At 65.0% G+C, this 19474-nt stretch carries 16 protein-coding genes; 8 read left to right on the top strand and 8 right to left on the bottom strand.

From position 1 onward, the window contains the following. Positions 1-275 precede the first annotated feature (275 nt). The 4 genes from PSEMO_RS19590 to PSEMO_RS19575 all read right to left on the bottom strand — a co-directional run bounded on the left by PSEMO_RS19590 (position 276) and on the right by PSEMO_RS19575 (position 4109). Entirely contained in the window at positions 276-1142 is an 867-nt protein-coding gene (locus PSEMO_RS19590) for an isocitrate lyase/PEP mutase family protein (RefSeq protein WP_075804625.1), read from the bottom strand. Positions 1143-1215: 73 nt separating this feature from the next. Further along, positions 1216-1824 carry a L(+)-tartrate dehydratase subunit beta gene (ttdB, locus tag PSEMO_RS19585; protein ID WP_009407255.1) on the bottom strand — a complete coding sequence of 203 codons (609 nt, stop codon included), beginning with the start codon at positions 1822-1824 and terminating at the stop codon, positions 1216-1218. Beyond that, a complete protein-coding gene (ttdA, locus tag PSEMO_RS19580; RefSeq protein ID WP_075804624.1) occupies positions 1821-2720 on the bottom strand; it encodes a L(+)-tartrate dehydratase subunit alpha in 900 nt (299 codons plus the stop codon). Before ttdA ends, ttdB begins: the two co-directional genes overlap by 4 nt. 48 nt (positions 2721-2768) lie before the next feature. Beyond that, positions 2769-4109, bottom strand: coding sequence for a dicarboxylate/amino acid:cation symporter (locus PSEMO_RS19575; RefSeq protein WP_075804623.1), 1341 nt, complete (start codon positions 4107-4109; stop codon positions 2769-2771). A gap of 198 nt (positions 4110-4307) precedes the next feature. Between PSEMO_RS19575 and PSEMO_RS19570 the strand changes: the two genes are divergently transcribed. Continuing rightward, complete coding sequence (locus tag PSEMO_RS19570) at positions 4308-5207, top strand: LysR family transcriptional regulator (RefSeq protein WP_075804622.1); 900 nt, start codon at positions 4308-4310, stop codon at positions 5205-5207. Positions 5208-5298: 91 nt separating this feature from the next. Next, positions 5299-6207 (top strand): LysR substrate-binding domain-containing protein, encoded by a 909-nt coding sequence (locus tag PSEMO_RS19565; protein WP_075804621.1) that lies wholly within the window; start codon positions 5299-5301, stop codon positions 6205-6207. A gap of 161 nt (positions 6208-6368) precedes the next feature. Here the strand turns inward: PSEMO_RS19565 and PSEMO_RS19560 are convergent, their stop codons facing one another. Beyond that, positions 6369-6779, bottom strand: a complete 411-nt coding sequence (locus PSEMO_RS19560; RefSeq protein ID WP_075804620.1) for a RidA family protein — start codon at positions 6777-6779, stop codon at positions 6369-6371. Beyond that, positions 6779-8095 (bottom strand): flavin-containing monooxygenase, encoded by a 1317-nt coding sequence (locus tag PSEMO_RS19555; RefSeq protein ID WP_075804630.1) that lies wholly within the window; start codon positions 8093-8095, stop codon positions 6779-6781. The genes PSEMO_RS19560 and PSEMO_RS19555 overlap by 1 nt, the downstream gene beginning before the upstream one ends. 341 nt (positions 8096-8436) lie before the next feature. Here PSEMO_RS19555 and PSEMO_RS19550 point away from each other — a divergent pair, with 341 nt between their 5' ends. The 3 genes from PSEMO_RS19550 to argE all read left to right on the top strand — a co-directional run bounded on the left by PSEMO_RS19550 (position 8437) and on the right by argE (position 11916). Continuing rightward, positions 8437-9930 carry an aldehyde dehydrogenase gene (locus PSEMO_RS19550; protein WP_086937245.1) on the top strand — a complete coding sequence of 498 codons (1494 nt, stop codon included), beginning with the start codon at positions 8437-8439 and terminating at the stop codon, positions 9928-9930. Between the two features lie 155 nt (positions 9931-10085). After that, entirely contained in the window at positions 10086-10763 is a 678-nt protein-coding gene (locus tag PSEMO_RS19545; RefSeq protein WP_075804618.1) for a DUF1028 domain-containing protein, read from the top strand. Further along, the gene (gene argE / locus PSEMO_RS19540) at positions 10756-11916 is read left to right on the top strand and encodes an acetylornithine deacetylase (RefSeq protein WP_075804617.1); all 1161 of its coding nucleotides are present in this window, start codon (positions 10756-10758) and stop codon (positions 11914-11916) included. The genes PSEMO_RS19545 and argE overlap by 8 nt, the downstream gene beginning before the upstream one ends. A gap of 382 nt (positions 11917-12298) precedes the next feature. On the opposite strand, the gene PSEMO_RS19535 is transcribed toward argE, so the two are convergent. Continuing rightward, positions 12299-13711 carry a purine-cytosine permease family protein gene (locus PSEMO_RS19535; protein WP_075804616.1) on the bottom strand — a complete coding sequence of 471 codons (1413 nt, stop codon included), beginning with the start codon at positions 13709-13711 and terminating at the stop codon, positions 12299-12301. A gap of 315 nt (positions 13712-14026) precedes the next feature. Here PSEMO_RS19535 and PSEMO_RS19530 point away from each other — a divergent pair, with 315 nt between their 5' ends. The 3 genes from PSEMO_RS19530 to PSEMO_RS19520 all read left to right on the top strand — a co-directional run bounded on the left by PSEMO_RS19530 (position 14027) and on the right by PSEMO_RS19520 (position 18061). Beyond that, a complete protein-coding gene (locus PSEMO_RS19530) occupies positions 14027-14536 on the top strand; it encodes a sigma-70 family RNA polymerase sigma factor (RefSeq protein WP_075804615.1) in 510 nt (169 codons plus the stop codon). Positions 14537-14539: 3 nt separating this feature from the next. After that, on the top strand, positions 14540-15475 hold the full coding sequence (locus PSEMO_RS19525) for a FecR domain-containing protein (RefSeq protein ID WP_075804614.1): 936 nt from the start codon (positions 14540-14542) through the stop codon (positions 15473-15475). Positions 15476-15580: 105 nt separating this feature from the next. Beyond that, positions 15581-18061: a TonB-dependent siderophore receptor gene (locus tag PSEMO_RS19520; protein WP_075804613.1), complete on the top strand. Its 2481-nt coding sequence runs from the start codon at positions 15581-15583 to the stop codon at positions 18059-18061. Positions 18062-18174: 113 nt separating this feature from the next. Here PSEMO_RS19520 and PSEMO_RS19515 read toward each other — a convergent pair whose 3' ends face one another. Further along, positions 18175-19398, bottom strand: a complete 1224-nt coding sequence (locus PSEMO_RS19515) for an MFS transporter (protein ID WP_075804612.1) — start codon at positions 19396-19398, stop codon at positions 18175-18177. Between the last annotated feature and the right edge of the window lie 76 nt (positions 19399-19474).

Genomic DNA, 19474 nt, shown 5'->3' with positions numbered 1-19474 from the left:
TCAAGAACCATGCTGGCAGCACGTTGCTTAAACTCGCGGGTGTAGGTCTTCCGTTCTTGCATAGAACCTCCTGAATGGGCGAATCATATCGCCCTTAAGAGGTGTCCGGGATCATTAGGCCAGTTCAAGCCAGCTCCCACAGGGATCGCGTGCACCGCAAACCTGTGTAGCTGGCTTGCCAGCAATAGGAGTCCACAGGGATCTGAGCGGCACCGCAGAACCCTGTGGGAGCTGGCTTGCCAGCGATGAGGCCCGCACAGGCACCACAAGGCCAATCAGGCAATCACCCCCATATATTCCCGCGCCAAGCCCAGGTACTCCTCGGCCCGGCTGTACCGCGCCAGCAGTTCGCCAGTCTTGAGTTCGGCCCCGGCAGCGGGCCCGCGCTGCGCCCGCAGGGTGTCGTAGGTCGCCTTGATCGCCGCGAAACAGGCGGCATGCCCGTCCACCACGATGCGCACGCCGAGCCCGGCCAGGCGCTGTGCATCCCAGTGTTCCTGGCTGCCATAGGTCACCAGCATCACCGGCACCCGCAAGCCCTCGACGATGGCTTCGAGTTGCGAAAAATCCCGGACCCCGATCAGGCAGATCCCGTCCGCGCCCGCCTTCTGGTAGGCCTGCACGCGCTGGATGACCTGCGGCAAGGATTGCACCCCAGCATGGGTCCGGGCAATCAGCGCCAGGCTGCGGTCCTGCCGCGCCCGCTGCGCCGCGCGCAGCTTGCCGACGGCTTCCTCGACACTGATCAGCTCCGACAGCGGCTCCTCGAAGCGCGCCGGCAGCAGGGTGTCCTCCAGGGTCAGGGCGGCGACCCCGGCCCGCTCCAACTCTGCGACACAGCGCATGACATTGAGGGCATTGCCATAGCCATGGTCGGCATCGGCAATCACCGGCAGGCGCGACACCCGGCCGATGCGGGTGGCCTGTTCGACGAATTCGCTCAAGGTCAGCAGGGCGATATCCGGCGCGCCCAACACCTGCAGCGAAGCCACCGAACCCCCGAGGATGCCGACTTCGAAACCCAGGTCGGCGGCCATGCGTGCGGAAAGGGGATCGAACACCGAAGCGGTACGCTGGCAGGTCGGACTGGCGAGCAGGCCACGGAAGGTCTCGCGCAGTGCGTGATGACTGGCTGGATACATGGCGATCTCACGTTGTTCTGTAGAAGGAGGGAACAACCGGCCAGGGCGGCGTGGGCCCCGGCCGGTCGCGGTCTTACTTGATGAAGCGCACCTGCGCGTTGATCTTCTCGATCACCGAGCCCTTGCGTTCGTTGAAGCGCTTCTTGTTCTGTTCGAACAGGTTGTTGCCCTTGGTATCGATGGAGATGATCAGCGGGCCGAATTCGCGCACGCGGTTGACCCAGAGGGTCTCGGGCATGCCCAGGTCCTGCCATTCGGCGCGTTCGATCTCTTCCACCTTGGTCGCCGCCAGGACCGCGCAGCCACCGGGGAATACCGCGTGCACTGCCTTGTTCTCCAGGCAGCCGGTGGTGGTTTCCGGGCCCATGCCGCCCTTGCCGACGATCAGCTTGACGCCGGTCTGCTCGATGAATTCCTTCTCGAACTTCTCCATGCGCATGCTGGTGGTCGGGCCGATCGAGACCATCTCGAAGCTGCCGTCGTCCTTTTTCTTGACGATGGGGCCGGCGTGGAAGATCGCGCCACCGCGCAGGTCCACCGGCAGTTCGCGGCCCAGTTCGATCAGGCGGCGGTGCGCGACGTCGCGGCAGGTGACCAGCTGGCCGGTGAGGTAGACCACGTCGCCTACGTTGAGCTCGGCCAGGTCTTCGTCTTTGATCGGGGTGCTGAGGATCTTTTTCACAGAACTACACCTTCATGGGAAAGGATGTCGTAGGACAGGTCGGCATTGATACGGATCTTGCCGCGGCGGTGGGCCCAGCAGCCGGTGGACACGGCGACCCCGATGGTCGACGGGTGCCGCGCCGAGGACTCGATGTTGACCCCCATGACGCTGCTGTTGCCGGTCAGGCCCTGGGGGCCGATGCCGATTTCGTTGAGGCCGTCTTCCAGCAGTTTTTCCATCAGCGCCGCACTTTCGTTCGGGTGGCTGGAATCGACTTCCCGGAGGATGGCGCGCTTGGATAGGCGCGCGGCGGTCTCGACCGAGGTCGACACGCCGACGCCAACCAGCAGCGGCGGGCAGGCGTTGACGCCGCGGGAGGTGATCACGTCGAAGACGAACTCGGTCACCCCTTCGTAGCCCTGGCCAGGCATCAGCACCTTGGCCGAGCCGGGCAGGGTGCAGCCGCCACCGGCCATGTACACGTCGACGATGGCGTAGTCGGCATCGGGGATGATTTCCCAGTCCAGCCACGGGATCTTCGAGCCGGTGTTGGTCCCGGTGTTCTTCTCGACGAAGGTTTCCACGGCGTTATGCCGCAGCGGGCCCTGGATGGTCGCCTCCTTGGTGGCGTTCTCGAGGATGCTTTCCATCTCGCCCAGCAGCGGGAAGCGCGCACCGGCCGAGATGAAGTACTGGATCACCCCGGTGTCCTGGCAGCTCGGGCGGTTGAGCTTGTCGGCGTAGTCCTGGTTCTCGGCCATGGAGTCGTACACGGCGATGGCCAGGGGGTTGGTTTCCGCTGCACGCAGCTTGGCGGTCTTGGCTTTGACGTCCTTGGGCAGGCGCTTGCCGATGTAGGCGGTGAATTTCGCCAGGGTGTCGGTCAACGACTGGACGGCTTCTTCTTTTTCCACGGTCTTATCTCCTTACAGCATCACAAGGCGGTTGGGTTCGGGTGCGGGTCACGCACCGCTGGCGCTGGTCGCCGGTTTCACGGTCTGGTTGTTCTGCAGCACCGGGGCTGCTTCTGCACGTTGCGCTTCGGGTTCGGGCTGGCCGTCGAGGACGCGGTTGAGCTGGGCGCTGTCCAGGGCGCCGACCCACTTGGCGATGGCCAGGGTGCCGACGGCGTTACCGATGGTGTTGGTGATGGCGCGGGCCTCGGACATGAAGCGGTCGACGCCGAGCAGCAGGACCATGCCGGCCACCGGGATGCTGCCCAAGGAGGCCAGGGTCGCGGCCAGGGTGATGAAGCCGGAGCCGGTCACGCCTGCCGAGCCCTTGGAGGTGAGCAGCAGCACGCCGAGGACGATGAGCTGGTCGGTCAGGCTCAGCGGCGTGTTGGTGGCCTGGGCGATGAAGATCGCCGCCATGGTGTAGTAGATGCACTGGCCATCGGGGTTGAAGGTCAGCCCGGACGGAATCACCAGGCCCACCACCGGTTTCGAGACTCCGGCCTTTTCCAGCTTGCCCATCAGTTGCGGCACCACCGATTCCGAGGAACTGGTGCCCAGTACGGTGAACAGCTCTTCCTTCAGGTACTTGAGGAACTTCCACAGGCTGAAGCCGGACAGGCGGGCGACGAAGCCGAGGACGATCACTACAAAGAGGAAGCAGGTGATGTACATGGTCGCCATCAGCTTGCCGAGGGACACGATCGAGCCCAGGCCGTACTTGCCGACGGTGAAGGCCATGGCGCCACAGGCCGCCAGCGGGGCGACGCGCATCACCATGCCGACGATATGGAACATGCCGTGGGAGAAGCTTTCCAGCACGTCCACCACCGGCTTGCCGCGCTCGCCCAGGTGGGCCAGGGCGATGCCCAGCAGGGTCGAGAACAGCAGGATCGGCAGGATCTCGTTCTTGGCGAAGGCGTCGGTGACGCTGGCCGGGATGATGTGCAGGAGGAAGTCGGTGAAGCTGCCCGAGCCGGCCGCTGCTGCCGAGGTGTAGCTGGCGATGCTCTTGGTATCCAGGGTCGCTGGATCGACGTTCATGCCCACGCCGGGCTGCGCCAGGTTGACCACCACAAGGCCCAGCACCAGGGCGAAGGTGGACAGCACTTCGAAGTAGATCAAGGCACGGGCGCCGACCCGGCCCAGTTCCTTCATGTTTTCCATTTTGGCGATGCCGAGCACCACCGTGGCGAAGATGATCGGCGCGAAGACCATCTTGATCAGTTTTATGAAGGCGTCGCCCAAGGGCTTGAGATCGACGCCGACCTCGGGCCAGAACACCCCGAGGGCGATACCGAGGCTGACACCGATCAGGACCTGCACATACAACTTGCCTAGAACTTTCATGGCCGTTTTTCTCCGCTTTATTGTTGTGAGTCGGATTTTTTCTTGTCGGCCGGGCTTGTCGCGCCGCTGCGACCAGGCAAGTCGTGGCGGCGGGATAGCCCAGATTTCGTGTGGGTAATCACGGGAGGGAAAGTTAAAGGTTTTTCTGGAATGTGGTAATACAATGAAATTCACTTCATTGTTTACCTGAGGTTACTAATGAGCCCGGTCTCGGAATTGGCCTTTTTCATTCAGTTGGTGCGCCTTGGCAGCCTGGCGGCCACGGCGCGAGAGTTGAACCTGACCCCGCCGGCGGTTTCCAAGCGCCTGGCCCAGCTGGAGCAGCGCCTGGGCGTGCGCCTGCTCAACCGCACCACCCGCAGCATCAGCCTCACCGCCGAGGGCGAGCTGTACCTGGTCAATGCCCAGCGCATCCTTGGCGAGATCGAGGAGATGGAGCGCCAGGTGTCCAGCAGCCGGGCCGAGCCCAAGGGGTTGTTGCGGGTCAATGCGCCGCTGGGCTTTGGGCGGACTCATGTCGGGCCGGCGATCTCCTCGTTCGTCCTGCGCCATCCGGAAGTGGAAGTGCAGTTGCAGCTCACCGACCGGCCGATCAACCTGCCGGACGATGCCATCGACGTGGCCATCCGTTTCGGCGACCTGCCGGACTCGCGGCTGATTGCCCGCAAGATCGCCAGCAACCGCCGGCGCCTGTGCGCCTCGCCGGCTTATCTGGCACGTTGCGGGATGCCCGAAACCCCCAGGGACCTGGCCAACCACGCCTGCATCGTCCTGCGCCAGAACGACGCCGCCTTCGGCAGTTGGCGCCTGAGCCGGGGCAAGCAGGCGGAGTCGGTCAAGGTGCGTGGCGGGCTGAGCACCAACGACGGCGAAGTGGCGTTGAACTGGGCGCTGGACGGCCACGGCATCCTGATGCGGGCGGAGTGGAACCTGGCCCGGCACCTGCGCTCCGGCGAGCTGGTGGAAGTGCTCGGCGAGTACGAAACGCCGCCGGCGGATATCTACGCGGTGTACCTGGAGCGCCTGAACCTGTCGGCCAAGGTGTCGTTCTTCATCGAGCACCTGCGCGCGTTCTTCCAGCGTGAAGCCTGGAAATAGGAAAAATATCGCTCGGGTGCAGGAAAATCCTCGGTCGGCGTTTTCTGCGGCTAGGGTAAGGTGACGGGTCAAACTGCCAGGAGACGTTCACGTGGCGACCTACACCCTGCGACAACTCAAGTACTTCGTCACCACGGTCGAGGCCGGCAGTGTCGCCGAGGCCTCGCGCCAGCTGTATATCGCCCAGCCGTCGATTTCCACGGCGATCAAGAGCCTGGAAGAAAGCTTCGGTGTGCAGTTGTTTATCCGCCATCACGCCCAGGGTGTGTCGCTGACCCCGAGTGGCAAGCGCTTCTATGCCAAGACCAAATCGCTGTTGCAGATGGCCCGGGAGTTCGAGCAGAACGCCCTGGCCGACAACGACACCGTGGCCGGGCAGGTCGATATCGGCGTGTTCGAGACGGTGGCGCCGCTGTACCTGCCGCGCTTGATCGCCGGCTTTCGCGAACGGTATCCGGGGGTGGATATCCGCATGCGTGACGGCGAGCAGCAGGAGCTGGTCCAGGGGCTGACGTCCGGGGCGTTCGACCTGGCGTTCCTGTATGACCACTACCTCGACAACACCATCGAGACCGAGCCGCTGATGCCGCCGCAAAAGCCTTACGTGTTGCTGCCGCACAAGCACCGTTTTGCCGGGCAGGCCCAGGTCTCGTTGCGCGACCTGTGTCCGGAACCGATGATCCTGCTGGACGTCGCCCCGAGCCGCACCTACTTCGTCAGCCTGTTCAACGACCTGGGGCTGACCCCGAACATCGTCTTCAGCTCGCCGTCGATCGAAATGGTGCGTGGCATGGTCGGGCAGGGCTTCGGCTTCTCGCTACTGGTGACCCGGCCGAGTTCGGAATGCACTTATGACGGGCAGAAGGTGGTGGCGGTGGAGATTGCCGAGCCGGTGGAATTGTCCGGGCTGGTCACGGCCAGGCTGAAGCGGGTGCAACTGACCCGGCCGGCGCAGTTGTTCGTGGATTTTTGCAGGGAAGAACTCTCCGGGCTTTCCTGAATCCCCGGCGCCGGCCATACAAAAAAAGTACGGCTGGCCCAAAACCCTGTGGGAGCTGGCTTGCCAGCGATTTGGCCGTCGACAACAAAGATGTTGTCCAGTCGGGCCTCATCGCTGGCAAGCCAGCTCCCACAGGATGGTGCATGGTCTTGCGGTCTTGCTTACTCCGGAATCACCGCGATCACATCGATTTCCATCAACCACTCCGCCTGCGCCAGCCCGGCCACCACCAGGCCGGTGGAGATCGGGAACACGCCCTTCAGCCACTTGCCCACCTCCTTGTACACCGGCTCGCGGAAGCGCGGGTCGGTAATGTAGGTGGTGGTCTTGACGATGTGACTGAGGTCCGAGCCCGCTTCTTCCAGCAGTTGCTTGACGTTCTTCATCGCCTGCTCGGCCTGTGCCCGCGGGTCACCCAGGCCCACCAGGTTGCCGTCGAAGTCGGTGCCCACCTGGCCACGCACATACACGGTGTTGCCGGCACGCACGGCCTGGCACAGGTCGTTGTCCAGGGTCTGGTTGGGGTAGGTGACCTTGGTGTTGAACATGCGGATGCGGGTATGGGTAGGCATCAGTTGACTCCTTCGAGAGCGGCGGTTTCAGACGGTTCGGTAGCGGCGGGGGACTGGCGCTGGGCCTTGTCCTGGTACGCCTGGTAAGTGCGTTGGGTGGCGATATGGCCAGCGACGTGCTTGGCGTCATGCCACACGCCCCAGATGAACGACGAGCCCCGACGGGACAGCCATGGCAGGCCGAGGAAGTACACGCCCGGTTCGCTGGACACACCGCGCTGGTGCCTGGGTTTGCCATTGGCGTCGAAGGCGTCCACCGCCAGCCAACTGAAGTCCAGGCCGTAGCCGGTGGCCCAGATCACGCTGGTGACGCCGGCCTTGGCCAGGTCCAGTTCGCGGATCGGGTGGGTCATGCACTCGGGATCGGCCAGGCGCTCGCGGGCTTGCGGCTCTTCCGGCAGGTCGAGGCCATTGCGTTCGATATAGGCGTCGGCGGCGTCCAGCAGGGCCAGGTAGTTCTCGTCGCCAAGGCGGATGTTGTCCACCAGGTTGTCCTGGAAGCGCGCGATACCACCCTCGAACGACTGGGTCAGGCCGACCAGGGTCATGCCCTGGTGGGCGAGGGCGCGGAAGTCCACGGTATGGCCGCCACGGGCGCCGCTGACGGCGATGGTCACGTGCTCGCGGCCCGGCTTCATGATTTCCGCGTCCCACTCGCCGAGCACGCCCAGCCACCAGCAGAAGTCACGGTTGCGGTAGGCACGCGGCGGACGGTCATGAGCGCCCACGGAGAGATAGACCTTGCGGCCGGCGCGCATAAGTTCGTCGGCGATCTGTACGCCGGAAGAGCCGGCACCCACCACCAGCACGGCGCCCTCCGGCAGTTGCCCGGGGTTGAAGTAGGCGGCGGAGTGGATCTGGTGCAGGGCTTCGTCCTTTGGCGCGATGGCCGGGATCACCGGGCGCTGGAACGGGCCGGTGGCGGCGACGACGCGGGCGGCGCGGATCGTGCCTTCGCTGGTCTCGATGGTGAAGCCCGGGCGGTCGGCATTGCGGGTGACCTTCTTCACCTCGACACCGGTGCGGATCGGCAGGTCGAACTTGCGCACATAGGCTTCGAAGTAATCGGCGACCTGGTCCTTGCCGGCGAAGGCGTCGGCGTCGAGGTCGAACTCCAGGCCGGGGAAGCGGTCGTGCCAGACCGGGCCGTTGGCCACCAGGGAATCCCAGCGGCCGGTGCGCCAGGCTTCGGCGATACGGTTGCGTTCCAGCACCAGGTGCGGCACGCCGAGCTTGCTCAGGTGTTCGCTCATGGCCACCCCGGCCTGGCCGGCGCCGACCACCAGGGTATCGATTTCAAGGTTGTTCAAAGTCATGTCCATTGCCCTGTTCTCTAGGCGTTGTTGTTCAGGGACGGTCAGTGGAACCGCCGTTGCCTGGGGCCAGACTAGGGAAGCGCAGGGAAAGGCGAAAATAGTTAATAGCTGGGGGTTGGCGATAAAAAGGCGAGGGTGGGGGTGTTCTTTCGGGCCTCATCGCTGGCAAGCCAGCTCCCACAGGTTATGCAGCGAGCCTGCCGGCGATGAGGGCAGTCCAGACAACCTTTTTCCTAAGCCCGAAGCACATTTTTCATCGTTTCCCCCATTTCCCCATTGCCCCACCATCGCCCGGACAGCCACAACAAACGGGCCGCATGGACGGTCCTCAGGTAGAGCACGTGCAAGATCTCGGCTTCTGGCAGCAACGCGCTGCGCAACAGACCTTCATCGACCAGGCACTGATCGGCGGCCGCCGTGTCAGCGCGCAATCCGGCGCCACCTTCGATTCCATCAACCCGGCTACCAACCAGTTGCTGGCGCGCGTCGCGGCCTCTGGCGAAGCGGAAGTCGACCTCGCCGTCGCCAGCGCCCGCCGCGCCTTCGAGCAGGGCCCCTGGGCGCGCATGGCCCCGGGCGAGCGCAAGAAGGTGATGCTGCGCCTGGCCGAGCTGATCATGAGCCACCGCGAGGAACTGGCCCTGCTCGACTCGCTGAACATGGGCAAGCCGGTGATGGACGCCTACACCATCGACGTGCCGGGCTCGGCCCATGTCTTCGCCTGGTACGGCGAGGCGCTGGACAAGGTCTACGACCAGGTCGCCCCGACCGCCGCCAACGCCCTGGCGACCATCACCCGTGAAGCCCTCGGGGTGATCGCCGCCGTGGTGCCGTGGAACCTCCCGCTGGACATGGCCGCCTGGAAACTCGCCCCGGCGCTGGCCGCCGGCAACAGCGTGGTGCTCAAGCCGGCCGAGCAGTCGCCGTTCTCGGCCCTGCGCCTGGCCGAGCTGGCCCTGGAGGCCGGGATTCCGGACGGGGTGTTCAACGTGGTGCCGGGCCTGGGCGAAAGCGCCGGCCGTGCCCTCGGCCTGCACCCGGACGTGGACTGCCTGGTGTTCACCGGTTCGACCCAGGTCGGCAAGTACTTCATGGGCTACTCGGCGCAGTCCAACCTCAAGCAGGTCTGGCTGGAGTGCGGTGGCAAGAGCCCGAACCTGGTGTTCGACGACTGCCAGGATCTCGACCTTGCGGCGGAGAAAGCCGCGTTCGGCATCTTCTTCAACCAGGGCGAAGTCTGCTCGGCCAACTCGCGGCTGTATGTGCAGCGCTCGATCCATGACGAATTCGTCGAACGCCTGCTGGCCAAGGCCCGCGACTGGCAACCGGGCGACCCGCTGAACCCGGCCAGCCGTGCCGGGGCCATCGTCGATGCCGAACAGACCGGGCGCATCGTCAAGGCCATCGGCAAGGCGCAGGAGGAGGGCGCTCGTCTGCTGAGCGGTGGTCGCCAGTTGACTTTCAATGGCTCCAGCAACTTCATCGAACCGACGATTTTCGTCGGCGTCGACAACGAGATGGGCGTGGTCCGCGACGAGATCTTCGGCCCGGTGCTGGCGATCAGCAGCTTCGACAGCGAAGCGCAGGCGGTGAGCCTGGCCAACGACAGCATCTACGGGCTGGCCGCCTCGGTGTGGAGCGACGACCTCAACCGTGCGCATCGTGTTGCCCGCCAGTTGAAGGCCGGCACCGTATCGGTGAATACCGTGGATGCGCTGGACGTGACCATTCCATTCGGCGGCGGCAAGCAGTCGGGCTTCGGCCGTGATCTGTCGCTGCATTCGTTCGACAAGTACACGCAACTGAAGACCACCTGGTTCCAGTTGCGCGGCTAAGCAGATTTGCGCTGGCTGTTCCGGCCTCATCGCTGGCAAGCCAGCTCCCACAGTGTCCGCGTCGCCGCCGAACCTTGTGGGAGCTGGCTTGCCAGCGATGAGGCCGGTGCAGCCACCACATTACTTCTCAGACACCCAGTTCAAGGATCCCCAACATGACCTTCTCCATCATCGGCCGCTGCCCCGAAACCGGCCAGGTCGGCATCGCCATCAGCTCCTCCAGCATCGCCGTCGGCGCCCGTTGCCCCTGGGTGCGTGCCGGCGTCGGCGCAGTCTCCACGCAAAACATCACCCTGCCAGCCCTGGGCCCGCAGATCCTCGACCTGCTCGAACGCGAACAGATCGCGCCCGCCGAGGCCCTGGAACGGGTGCTCGGCTCCAACGGCTGGAGCGAATACCGTCAGGTCACGGTGATCGACAGCAACGGCAAGGTCGCCCTGTTCACCGGCAGCGAAGCCCTCGGCGTGCATAACGCGGTAGCCGGCGAGCAATGCGCTGCAGCGGGCAACCTGCTGTCTGGTCGCCATGTGATCGAAGCCATGGTCAGCGCTTTCGAACAGGCCGACGGCCAGTTGCCCGACCGTCTGCTGGCCGCCATGCACGCCGCCATGGCCGCCGGTGGCGAAGCCGGTCCGGTGCACTCGGCAGCCTTGAAAGTGGCCGGCGAACTGACCTGGCCGCTGGTAGACCTGCGGGTCGACTGGGCTGACCAAGACCCGATCGGCCAGCTCGATGCCCTCTGGCAAGCCTACCGCCCGCAGATGCAGGACTACGTCACCCGCGCCCTCGACCCCACCACCGCGCCGAGCTACGGAGTGCCGGGCGATGAGTAAGACGAGCAGCCGTGATCTGCTTGAGCGCCTGATCGCCTTCCCGACGGTCAGCCGTGATTCCAACCTGGAGCTGATTGCCTTTATCCGCGACTACCTGGCCAGCCACGGCGTGGACAGCGAGTTGTTCCTCAACGATGAAGGCACCAAGGCCAACCTGTTCGCCACCATCGGTCCGCGCGATCGCGGTGGCGTGGTGCTGTCCGGGCATACCGACGTGGTGCCGGTGGACGGCCAGGCATGGACGGTCGAGCCCTTTGTCATGAGCGAGCGTGACGGTCGCCTGTATGGCCGTGGTGCTGCGGATATGAAGGGGTTCATCGCCTGCGTGCTGGCAGCGGCCCCGGCCTTTGCCGCCGCGTCGCTGCACACGCCGGTGCACCTGGCGTTTTCCTATGACGAGGAGGTCGGCTGCCTCGGCGTGCGCTCGATGCTCGCCGCCCTGGAGCAGCGTGCGCACAAACCGACCCTGTGCCTGATCGGCGAGCCCACCGGGCTCAAGCCGGTCCTCGGCCACAAGGGCAAGCTGGCGATGCGTTGCCAGGTGCATGGCGCGGCCTGCCATTCGGCCTATGCGCCTTATGGCGTGAACGCCATCGAATATGCGGCGCGGTTGATCGGCAAGCTGGGAGAGATCGGTGAGCGCCTGAGTGCGCCCGAGTTGCATGATGAACGCTTCGACCCACCGTTCTCCACGGTGCAGACCGGGGTGATCAAGGGCGGCCGTGCGCTGAATATCGTCCCGGCGGAATGCGAATTCGACTTCGAGGTCCGTGCCTTGCCGGGCTTCGATGCCCAGGTGGTGGCGGATGAACTGGAGCGCTTTGCCGAAGCGGAGCTGGTGCCGAGGATGCAGGCGGTCAAGGCTGACACCGGCGTGAGCCTGAGGCCGTTGAGCGCCTATCCGGGGCTGGCGACGGCGCCGGATAGCGAAGCGGCCAGGTTGCTGGCGATGCTCAGTGGCTCCGATGAGTTCGGCACCGTGGCCTTTGGCACCGAGGGCGGGCTGTTCGAGCAGGCTGGGATTCCCACCGTGGTGTGCGGGCCGGGGAGCATGGACCAGGGGCACAAGCCGGATGAGTTCGTCAGCCTGGAGCAGTTGCAGGGTTGTGACGCGATGCTGGGGCGGTTGCTGAGCTATCTGCAGGAGCAGTGAAAACCCTTGTGGGAGCGGCCACAATCGGTGCATCAGTCGGCCCGCTCAACTTCTGTTGCATATGTCTGGAAACTTCACCGATTTCCGACTTTCTTGTAGGCAATTTCCCAAGCATACTCCCGACCCCCGCTTGGTGGTTGCGTCCTTGGGAAACCCTGCCTAGTCTTCGCCGGTCGTCGCACATCGACGACACGGATTAGCAGTCCGAATGGCTAGTGCATTCCAGCGACGCTTGTAATGGCGGCTGTGCGTGTGGGCACCTTCGGGTGCGCCGGGTCTCCTAGCCCTCGGTCTGCTAACCCGCGTACAGCTGTCACCCACTCGCGAAAAAAAGGCCGCGGAGCAACCCTCCGCGGCCTTTGCTTTCAACCAGCCTGCGCGATCAGTGCGCAGCTGCCAGCTTCGCACTCGTCTGCCGCCGACGATACGCACTGTCCCGGGTCGCCAGCCAGTAATACAGCGGCGACGTCACCAGCAACCCCACCAGCCACGACAGGTCGGCGCCATCGATATGCGCCGAGACCGGGCCGACATACAGCGGAGTGTTCATGAACGGGATCTGCACCACGATGCCGATGGCATAGGCCAGCAGCGCCTGCGGGTTGTAACGGCCATAGATGCCGCCATCGACCTTGAAGATCGAGGCGATGTCGTAGTCGCCCTTGTGGATCGCGTAGAAGTCGATGAGGTTGATCGCCGTCCACGGCACCAGTACCACCAGCAGCACCAGGACCATATCGACGAAGTGCCCGATGAAGTCCGCCGAGGCGAATACCGCCACCACGCAGCAACCCAGCAGCACCACCAGCGACAGCACGGCGCGGCTTTTCGCGGTGGGGATCCAGCGATACGCGAAGGTCTGCACCAGGGTAATCAGTGACAGCACCGCGCCATACAGGTTGAGGGCGTTATGGCTGATCACGCTGAGCAGGAACAGCACCAGCATCAGCGGGCCGATGGCGCCAGTGGCGAGCTTGACCGCGTCCATGCTGTCCATGCCGGCCGGTACCGCCAGCACCGCGACGGCGCCGAACACGAACGACAGGCTCGACCCCAGGGCCGAACCCAGGTAGGTGGTCCAGAAGGTCGCCGCCACCGGCACGTTGGCCGGCAGGTAGCGCGAGTAATCGGACACGTATGGGGCAAAGGCGATCTGCCACAGCGCGGCGAGGGACACGGTGGCCAGCCAGCCGGACAGGTTGAAGCTGCCGCGGGTGAGGAAGTCATCGGACTGCACATGGGTGAGGATGTAGCCGAAGCCGACCACGATGCCGATGCCCAGCACCCAGGTGCCGATGCGGTTGAGCACGTGGATGAAGCGGTAGCCGATGATGCCGATGATCCCCGAGCCGAGGGCACCAATGACGATGCCCACCGGCACCGGAATGCTCTCGGCCACGCCATGCAGGGACTTGCCGGCGAGGACGATGTTGGAGGCGAAGAAGCCGATGTACATCAGCCCGGCGATCACCACCACCAGCAGGGCGCCGAGGGAACCGAACTGGGCGCGGCTCTGGATCATCTGCGGGATGCCCATCTGCGGGCCCTGGGCCGAGTGCAGCGCCATCAGCACGCCGCCGAGCAGGTGACCGACGAGGATCGCGACGATGCCCCAGACCAGGTTCAGGTGAAACAGCTGGACCCCGAGGGCCCCGGTAACGATAGGCAACGGCGCGATATTGCCGCCGAACCAGAGGGTGAACAGATCCCTTACCTTTCCATGGCGATCTTCAGGGGGCACGTAGCCGATCGTATGTTTCTCGATGAGCGGTGCGGATGACGCTGCGTTGGTCATGACGGACTCCAAGGCAAGGATGAGCACGCTGGGCGCACTTCAGTTTTTGTAGGGAGCCGATCTTGAGGGGGCAGGGGCGGGGGCGAAATTAGTAAATATGTGTTCTCAGGCGTTAAAAAAACTTGGGGGTCGACTCGGTCCCTGTGGGAGCTGGCTTGCCAGCGATTTGGCCAGACCTGACAACATCATTGCCCAAGCCGGCCTCATCGCTGGCAAGCCAGCTCCCACAGGGACCGTGTCCAGTCCTTGCCATTTCACGGCAGGCTCAGGTTAAATGCGATTAATTACCATTTGTTTCGGTGCAGTCCCCCCGCCATGTCCTCCCCCGACCTCTCCCTGCAAAAGGCCGTGCACACCCTGTACGAGGATCACCACCCCTGGCTCTGCGCCTGGCTGCGCAATCGCCTGGGTTGTGTCGAGCATGCGGCGGACCTGGCCCAGGACACCTTCATCCGCGTCATCACCCTGCGCAAGGCCGCCGACCTGCGCGAGCCGCGGGCGTACCTGAGCAGCGTGGCGCGCAGCCTGATGATCGATTCGTTCCGCCGCCGTGCCCTGGAACAGGCCTACCTGGAGGCCCTGGCCGCGCGCCCGGAAGCCCTGGACATTTCCCCGGAAACCCGCCTGCAGATCATCGAGACCCTGGTGGAAATCGATCGCCTGCTCGATGGCCTCGGCAGCCGCACCCGGGAGATCTTCCTCATGGCCCAGCTCGATGGCCTGAGCTACGTGGAGATCGCCCGGCGCCTGGAGGTGTCGGTGACCACGGTGAAGAAACACGCAGTGCGCGCGTTGACCCATTGCCTGCTGCTGGTCGAGGACTGACGCGTGACGCTGCCCCGTGATGTGCTGGAAGCCGCCGCGCACTGGTTCGTCGAGCTGCGCTGCGAGCCGGATGCGGCGACCCGTGCCGCCCACCAGCACTGGCTCGACAGCGACCCGCGCCACCAGCAGGCCTGGGCGCGCCTCGGGCGTCTGCAGGGCACCTTCGGCCAGGTCGCCCCGCAACTGGCGCGGACCACGCTGGCCGGGGCCAGGGCCAAGCGCCGCGAAGTGCTCAAGGTGCTCTCGCTGTTGCTCGCGGCAGGCGCTGCGGGAACCCTGGCCTGGCGCGATACCACGGTGCAGGGCCTGCTCGCCGACCAGCGTACCGCCACCGGCGAGCGCCGTGCCCTGCGCCTGGAGGACGGCAGCCAGTTGCAACTCAACACCGCCAGCGCGCTGAACATCCGCTACAGCGCCGACCTGCGCCAACTGGAACTGCTGCACGGGGAGATCCTCGTGGAAACTGCACGCGACGTCCTGGCCCGGCCTTTCGTGGTGCACACCGCCGAAGGCAGCCTGCGCGCGCTCGGCACGCGCTTCCTGGTGCGCCGCGAGGCCGGGCTGACCCGGGTCTGCGTGCTCGAGCACGCCGTGGAAGTACGCTGCGCCGCAAGCACCACGCCAATCCGCATCGACGCCGGCCAGCAACTGGCCTTCAGCACCGCGCAGCCCGGCCCGCTTCAGGCCGCCCCGGCCCAGGCCGACGCCTGGAGCCGCGGCATGCTGGTGGTCAGCGACTGGCGCCTGGGCGACTTCATCGCCGAGCTGCAACGCTACCGCCCCGGTCACCTGGGCTGTGCCGAGGCTGTCGCCGGGCTGCGGATCTCCGGGGCCTTTCATCTGGCCGACAGCGATATCGTCCTCGACAACCTCACCAGCACCTTGCCGGTGCGCATCCGTCGTTTCAGCCGGTTCTGGGCGCGGGTCGAGGCTGCCTGAAAAAAATTCCAGCGGGGGGTTATCGATTGCGCAACAGCTTCGACTTGTAGGTAGAGGCGCCACAGAGACGCCGTTAATCACTGCCACAGGGCGAAAGGAAAACCCATGTCCCGTTACATCGAGCATCGTTCCCCCCGCGTGACCTTCACCACCTGCGCCCTGCGCCGGGCCATCCGCTGTGCCCTGCTGGGCGCCACCCTGGCCGTGCCGGTCGGCCTGCTCGGCAACGTGCAGCCGGTGCTGGCCGACAGCCTGGGCGCCACCACCTTCGATATCCCCGCCGGGTCGCTGGACAACGCCCTGGCCCAGTTCGCCGCCAGGGCCGGGGTGACCGTGTCGTTCGACCCGGCCCATGCCCGCGGCCTGAAGTCGCCGGGGCTGCACGGCCAGTACGACGTCGACAGCGGCCTGCGTCAGTTGCTCAGCGGCAGCCGCCTGCAGGCGCTGCGCCAGGCCAACGGCAGCTACTCGCTGTTGCCGATGGCGGGCGAGGGCGCAATGCAGCTGGACAGCACCACCATCACCGGCACCGTCGCCGAGTCGGCCTGGGGCGCGGTGGACGGCTATGTCGCCAGCCGCAGCGCCAGCGCGACGAAAACCGACACGGCGATCCTGGAAATCCCCCAGAGCATCAACGTGGTCACCGCCGCGCAAGTGGAAACCCAGGGCGCACGCAACCTGACCCAGGCCCTGCGCTACACCCCCGGCCTGAACATCGGCGGCTTTACCGACCGCAACAGCATCGCCGACGAAATCACCAGCCGCGGCTTCGCCCCGACCCCGCTGTATTTCGACGGTGCCTACGTGCCTTATGCGGGCAGCCTCGGCGGTGCGCCACAGATCGACCCCTACACCCTGGAGCGCATCGAGGTGCTCAAAGGGCCATCCTCGGTGCTGTTCGGGCAGAACCAGCCGGGCGGGCTGGTCAACATGGTGTCCAAGCGTCCGACCTTCGAAGCGCGCAACCAGGTCAAGCTGGGTGCCGGCAGCTATGACCGGGTCAATGGTGCCTTCGACAGCAGCGGGCCGCTGGACGAGCAGGGCACATTCGCCTATCGCCTGGTCGGCGTGGCCAACAAGGGCGGCGACCAGGTCGACCACACCCACAGCGAGCGCATGCTGCTGGCGCCGAGCCTGAGCTGGCGGCCGAGCGAGGCGACCACCCTGACCCTGCTGGCGCAACTGCAGCGCGACAATGGCGCGGTCGACTACCAGTCCTTGCCACGCATCGGCTCCCTCGACCGCGGCCCCAACGGCCAGCGCATCGACCGCAACTTCTACTCCGGTGACTCGCACTACAACGACTACCGCCGCGACCAGTACATCCTCGGCTACGAGCTGCGCCACGACTTCAACGACGACCTGACCCTGCGCTCCACCGCGCGCTACCTGGATATCCGCGACCGTTACCGCGGCTTCTACCTGCGCAGCTTCGTCAGCGACGGCGGGGTTACCGACTACACCCGGGCCAACCGCACCAAGCTCGACTGGCGCCAGCACAACATCGCGTACACCGTGGACAACAACCTGGAGTACCGCTTCGCCACCGGCGCCCTGCAGCACACCACCCTGGTGGGCGTCGACTACCGCCACTTCAGCCGCAAGTACGATGGCTACAACGCCAACAACGTGCTGCCGGTAGACCTCTACGGCAAGAACAACTACGACACCTCCAGCGTCACCCCGGTGCTGGATACCCAGTGGGACAACACCGTGCGCCAGACTGGCGTCTACCTGCAGGACCAGATCCGTCTTGACCAGTGGCTGCTCACCGTCGGCGGGCGCCAGGATTGGGCCGAGATCGACAACAAGGACCTGCTCGCCCACTCCATCGCCTCGCAGCGCGACAGCAAGTTCACCGGCCGGGTGGGGCTGACCTACCTCACCGACTTTGGCCTGGCGCCCTATGTCAGCTACTCGCAATCCTTCCTGCCCAGTGTCGGCACCGCTGCACCGGAGCGCGGCGGCAAGGCCTTCGAGCCGACCGAGGGCGAACAGTATGAAATCGGGGTCAAGTACCAGCCGCTGGAGAAGACCCTGCTCACGGCCTCGGTGTACCAGGTCAAGCAGAAGAACGTGCTGACCGGCGATACCGAGTATCCGCAGTACCAGGCGCAGAGTGGCGAGGTGCGTTCGCGGGGTGTTGAGCTGGAGTTGAAGAGCAGCCTGGACGCTTTCGATGTGCTGGCGGCGGCGGGTTATATCGACTCGTTCTACACCAAAAGCACCTATGGCGATCAAGGTAACCGCAACGAATCCCAGGCGCCGGTCTCGGCCAGCCTGTGGGTGGATTACCACGTCACGGCGGCGGGGCTGGACGGGCTGACGGTGGGTGGCGGGGCGCGTTATACCGGGCGCAAGCCGGGGGACTCGTCGCATTCGTTCGAGGTGCCGTCTTACACGGTGTATGACCTTACCGTGCGTTACGACCTCGGGAGGCTGGAGCCGAGCCTGCGCGGGTTGCAGGCGAGCGTGAACCTGCAGAACCTGTTCGATCGCGAGTACGTGTCGGACTGCAACTATGCGTTCGGCTGCTACTACGGGCAGGAGCGGGTGGCTTCGGTGCAGATGACCTACGACTGGTAAGGATCCGAGGGCCTCATCGCAGTTCAAGCCAGCTCCCACAGGGTTTTGCGGCGCATGCAATACCTGTGGGAGCTGGCTTGCCAACGATAGGGCCCTCAAGAACCCCGCAAAAATCAGACCCCTTTGGTCGACGGCAACAGCACCGTCAATATCCCCAGCAACGGCAGGAACGAACACAGGGTGTACACCTCGGTGATCCCGTGCAGGTCCGCCAGGTGCCCGAGCAGTGCCGCGCCGATCCCGCCGAAGCCGAACATCAGGCCGAAGAAGATTCCGGCGATCATCCCCACGTTGCCCGGCACCAGCTCCTGGGCATACACCACGATGGCCGAGAACGCCGACGCCATGATGAAGCCGATGATCACACTCAGCACACTGGTCCAGAACAGGTCGGTGTAAGGCAGCATCAGAGTGAACGGCGCAGCACCAAGAATGGAGAACCAGATCACCGCCTTGCGCCCGATCCGGTCACCGATCGGCCCGCCGAAGAAGGTCCCAGCCGCCACCGCCCCGAGGAACAGGAACAGGTGCAGCTGCGAACTGGCCACCGACAGGTCGAACTTCTCGATCAGGTAGAAGGTGAAGTAGCTGGTGAAGCTGGTCATGTAGAAGTACTTGGAGAACACCAGCAGGGCCAGGATCACCAGGGCGAAGGTCACCCGGCGCTTCGACAGACCGTGGGTGGCCTTGGTCCCGGCCTTGAGCTTGAACAGGCTCAGGTGGTGGCTGTACCAGCGGCTCAGCTTGTACAGGACGAACATCGAGAACAGCGCGACCAGGCCGAACCAGGCGGTGTGGCCCTGGCCGTAGGGAATGATGATCGCCGCCGCCAGCAGCGGGCCGAAGGCGGAACCTGCATTGCCGCCGACCTGGAAGGTCGACTGGGCCAGGCCATAGCGGCCGCCCGAGGCCAGGCGGGCAATGCGCGAGGCTTCCGGGTGGAAGGTCGAGGAACCGATGCCCACCAGCGCCGACGCCAGGAGAATGGACCCGAAGCTGCCAACGAAGGCCAGCATGATGATGCCGACCAGCGTGCAGATCGAACCGACCGGCAGCAGCCACGGCTTCGGATGGCGGTCGGTGTGGTAGCCGACCCACGGCTGCAGTAGCGAGGCGGTGAGCTGGAAGGTCAGGGTGATCAGGCCGATCTGGGTGAAGCTCAGGCCGTAGTTGGCCTTGAGGATCGGGTAGATCGACGGCAGCACCGCCTGGATCAGGTCGTTGACCAGGTGGGCCAGGGCGCAACCGGCGATGATCTGCATCACCAGCTGGCTGCCGGGGCTGGCGGTCGATGTGGCTGAAGCGGGTGGAGCGGTACTGGTTGTTGTACTGGACATGCGGGACCTTCCGGAAATAACTCGACACACAAGGAGAAAGCGAGCTTATGCTAGGCGCCCCCCGGTCGCCTGTCTC

The organism is Pseudomonas putida, from assembly GCF_001941965.1.
In the GTDB taxonomy this organism is placed as follows: domain Bacteria; phylum Pseudomonadota; class Gammaproteobacteria; order Pseudomonadales; family Pseudomonadaceae; genus Aquipseudomonas; species Aquipseudomonas putida_L.
This window is presented reverse-complemented; position numbering and strand designations above follow the sequence as displayed.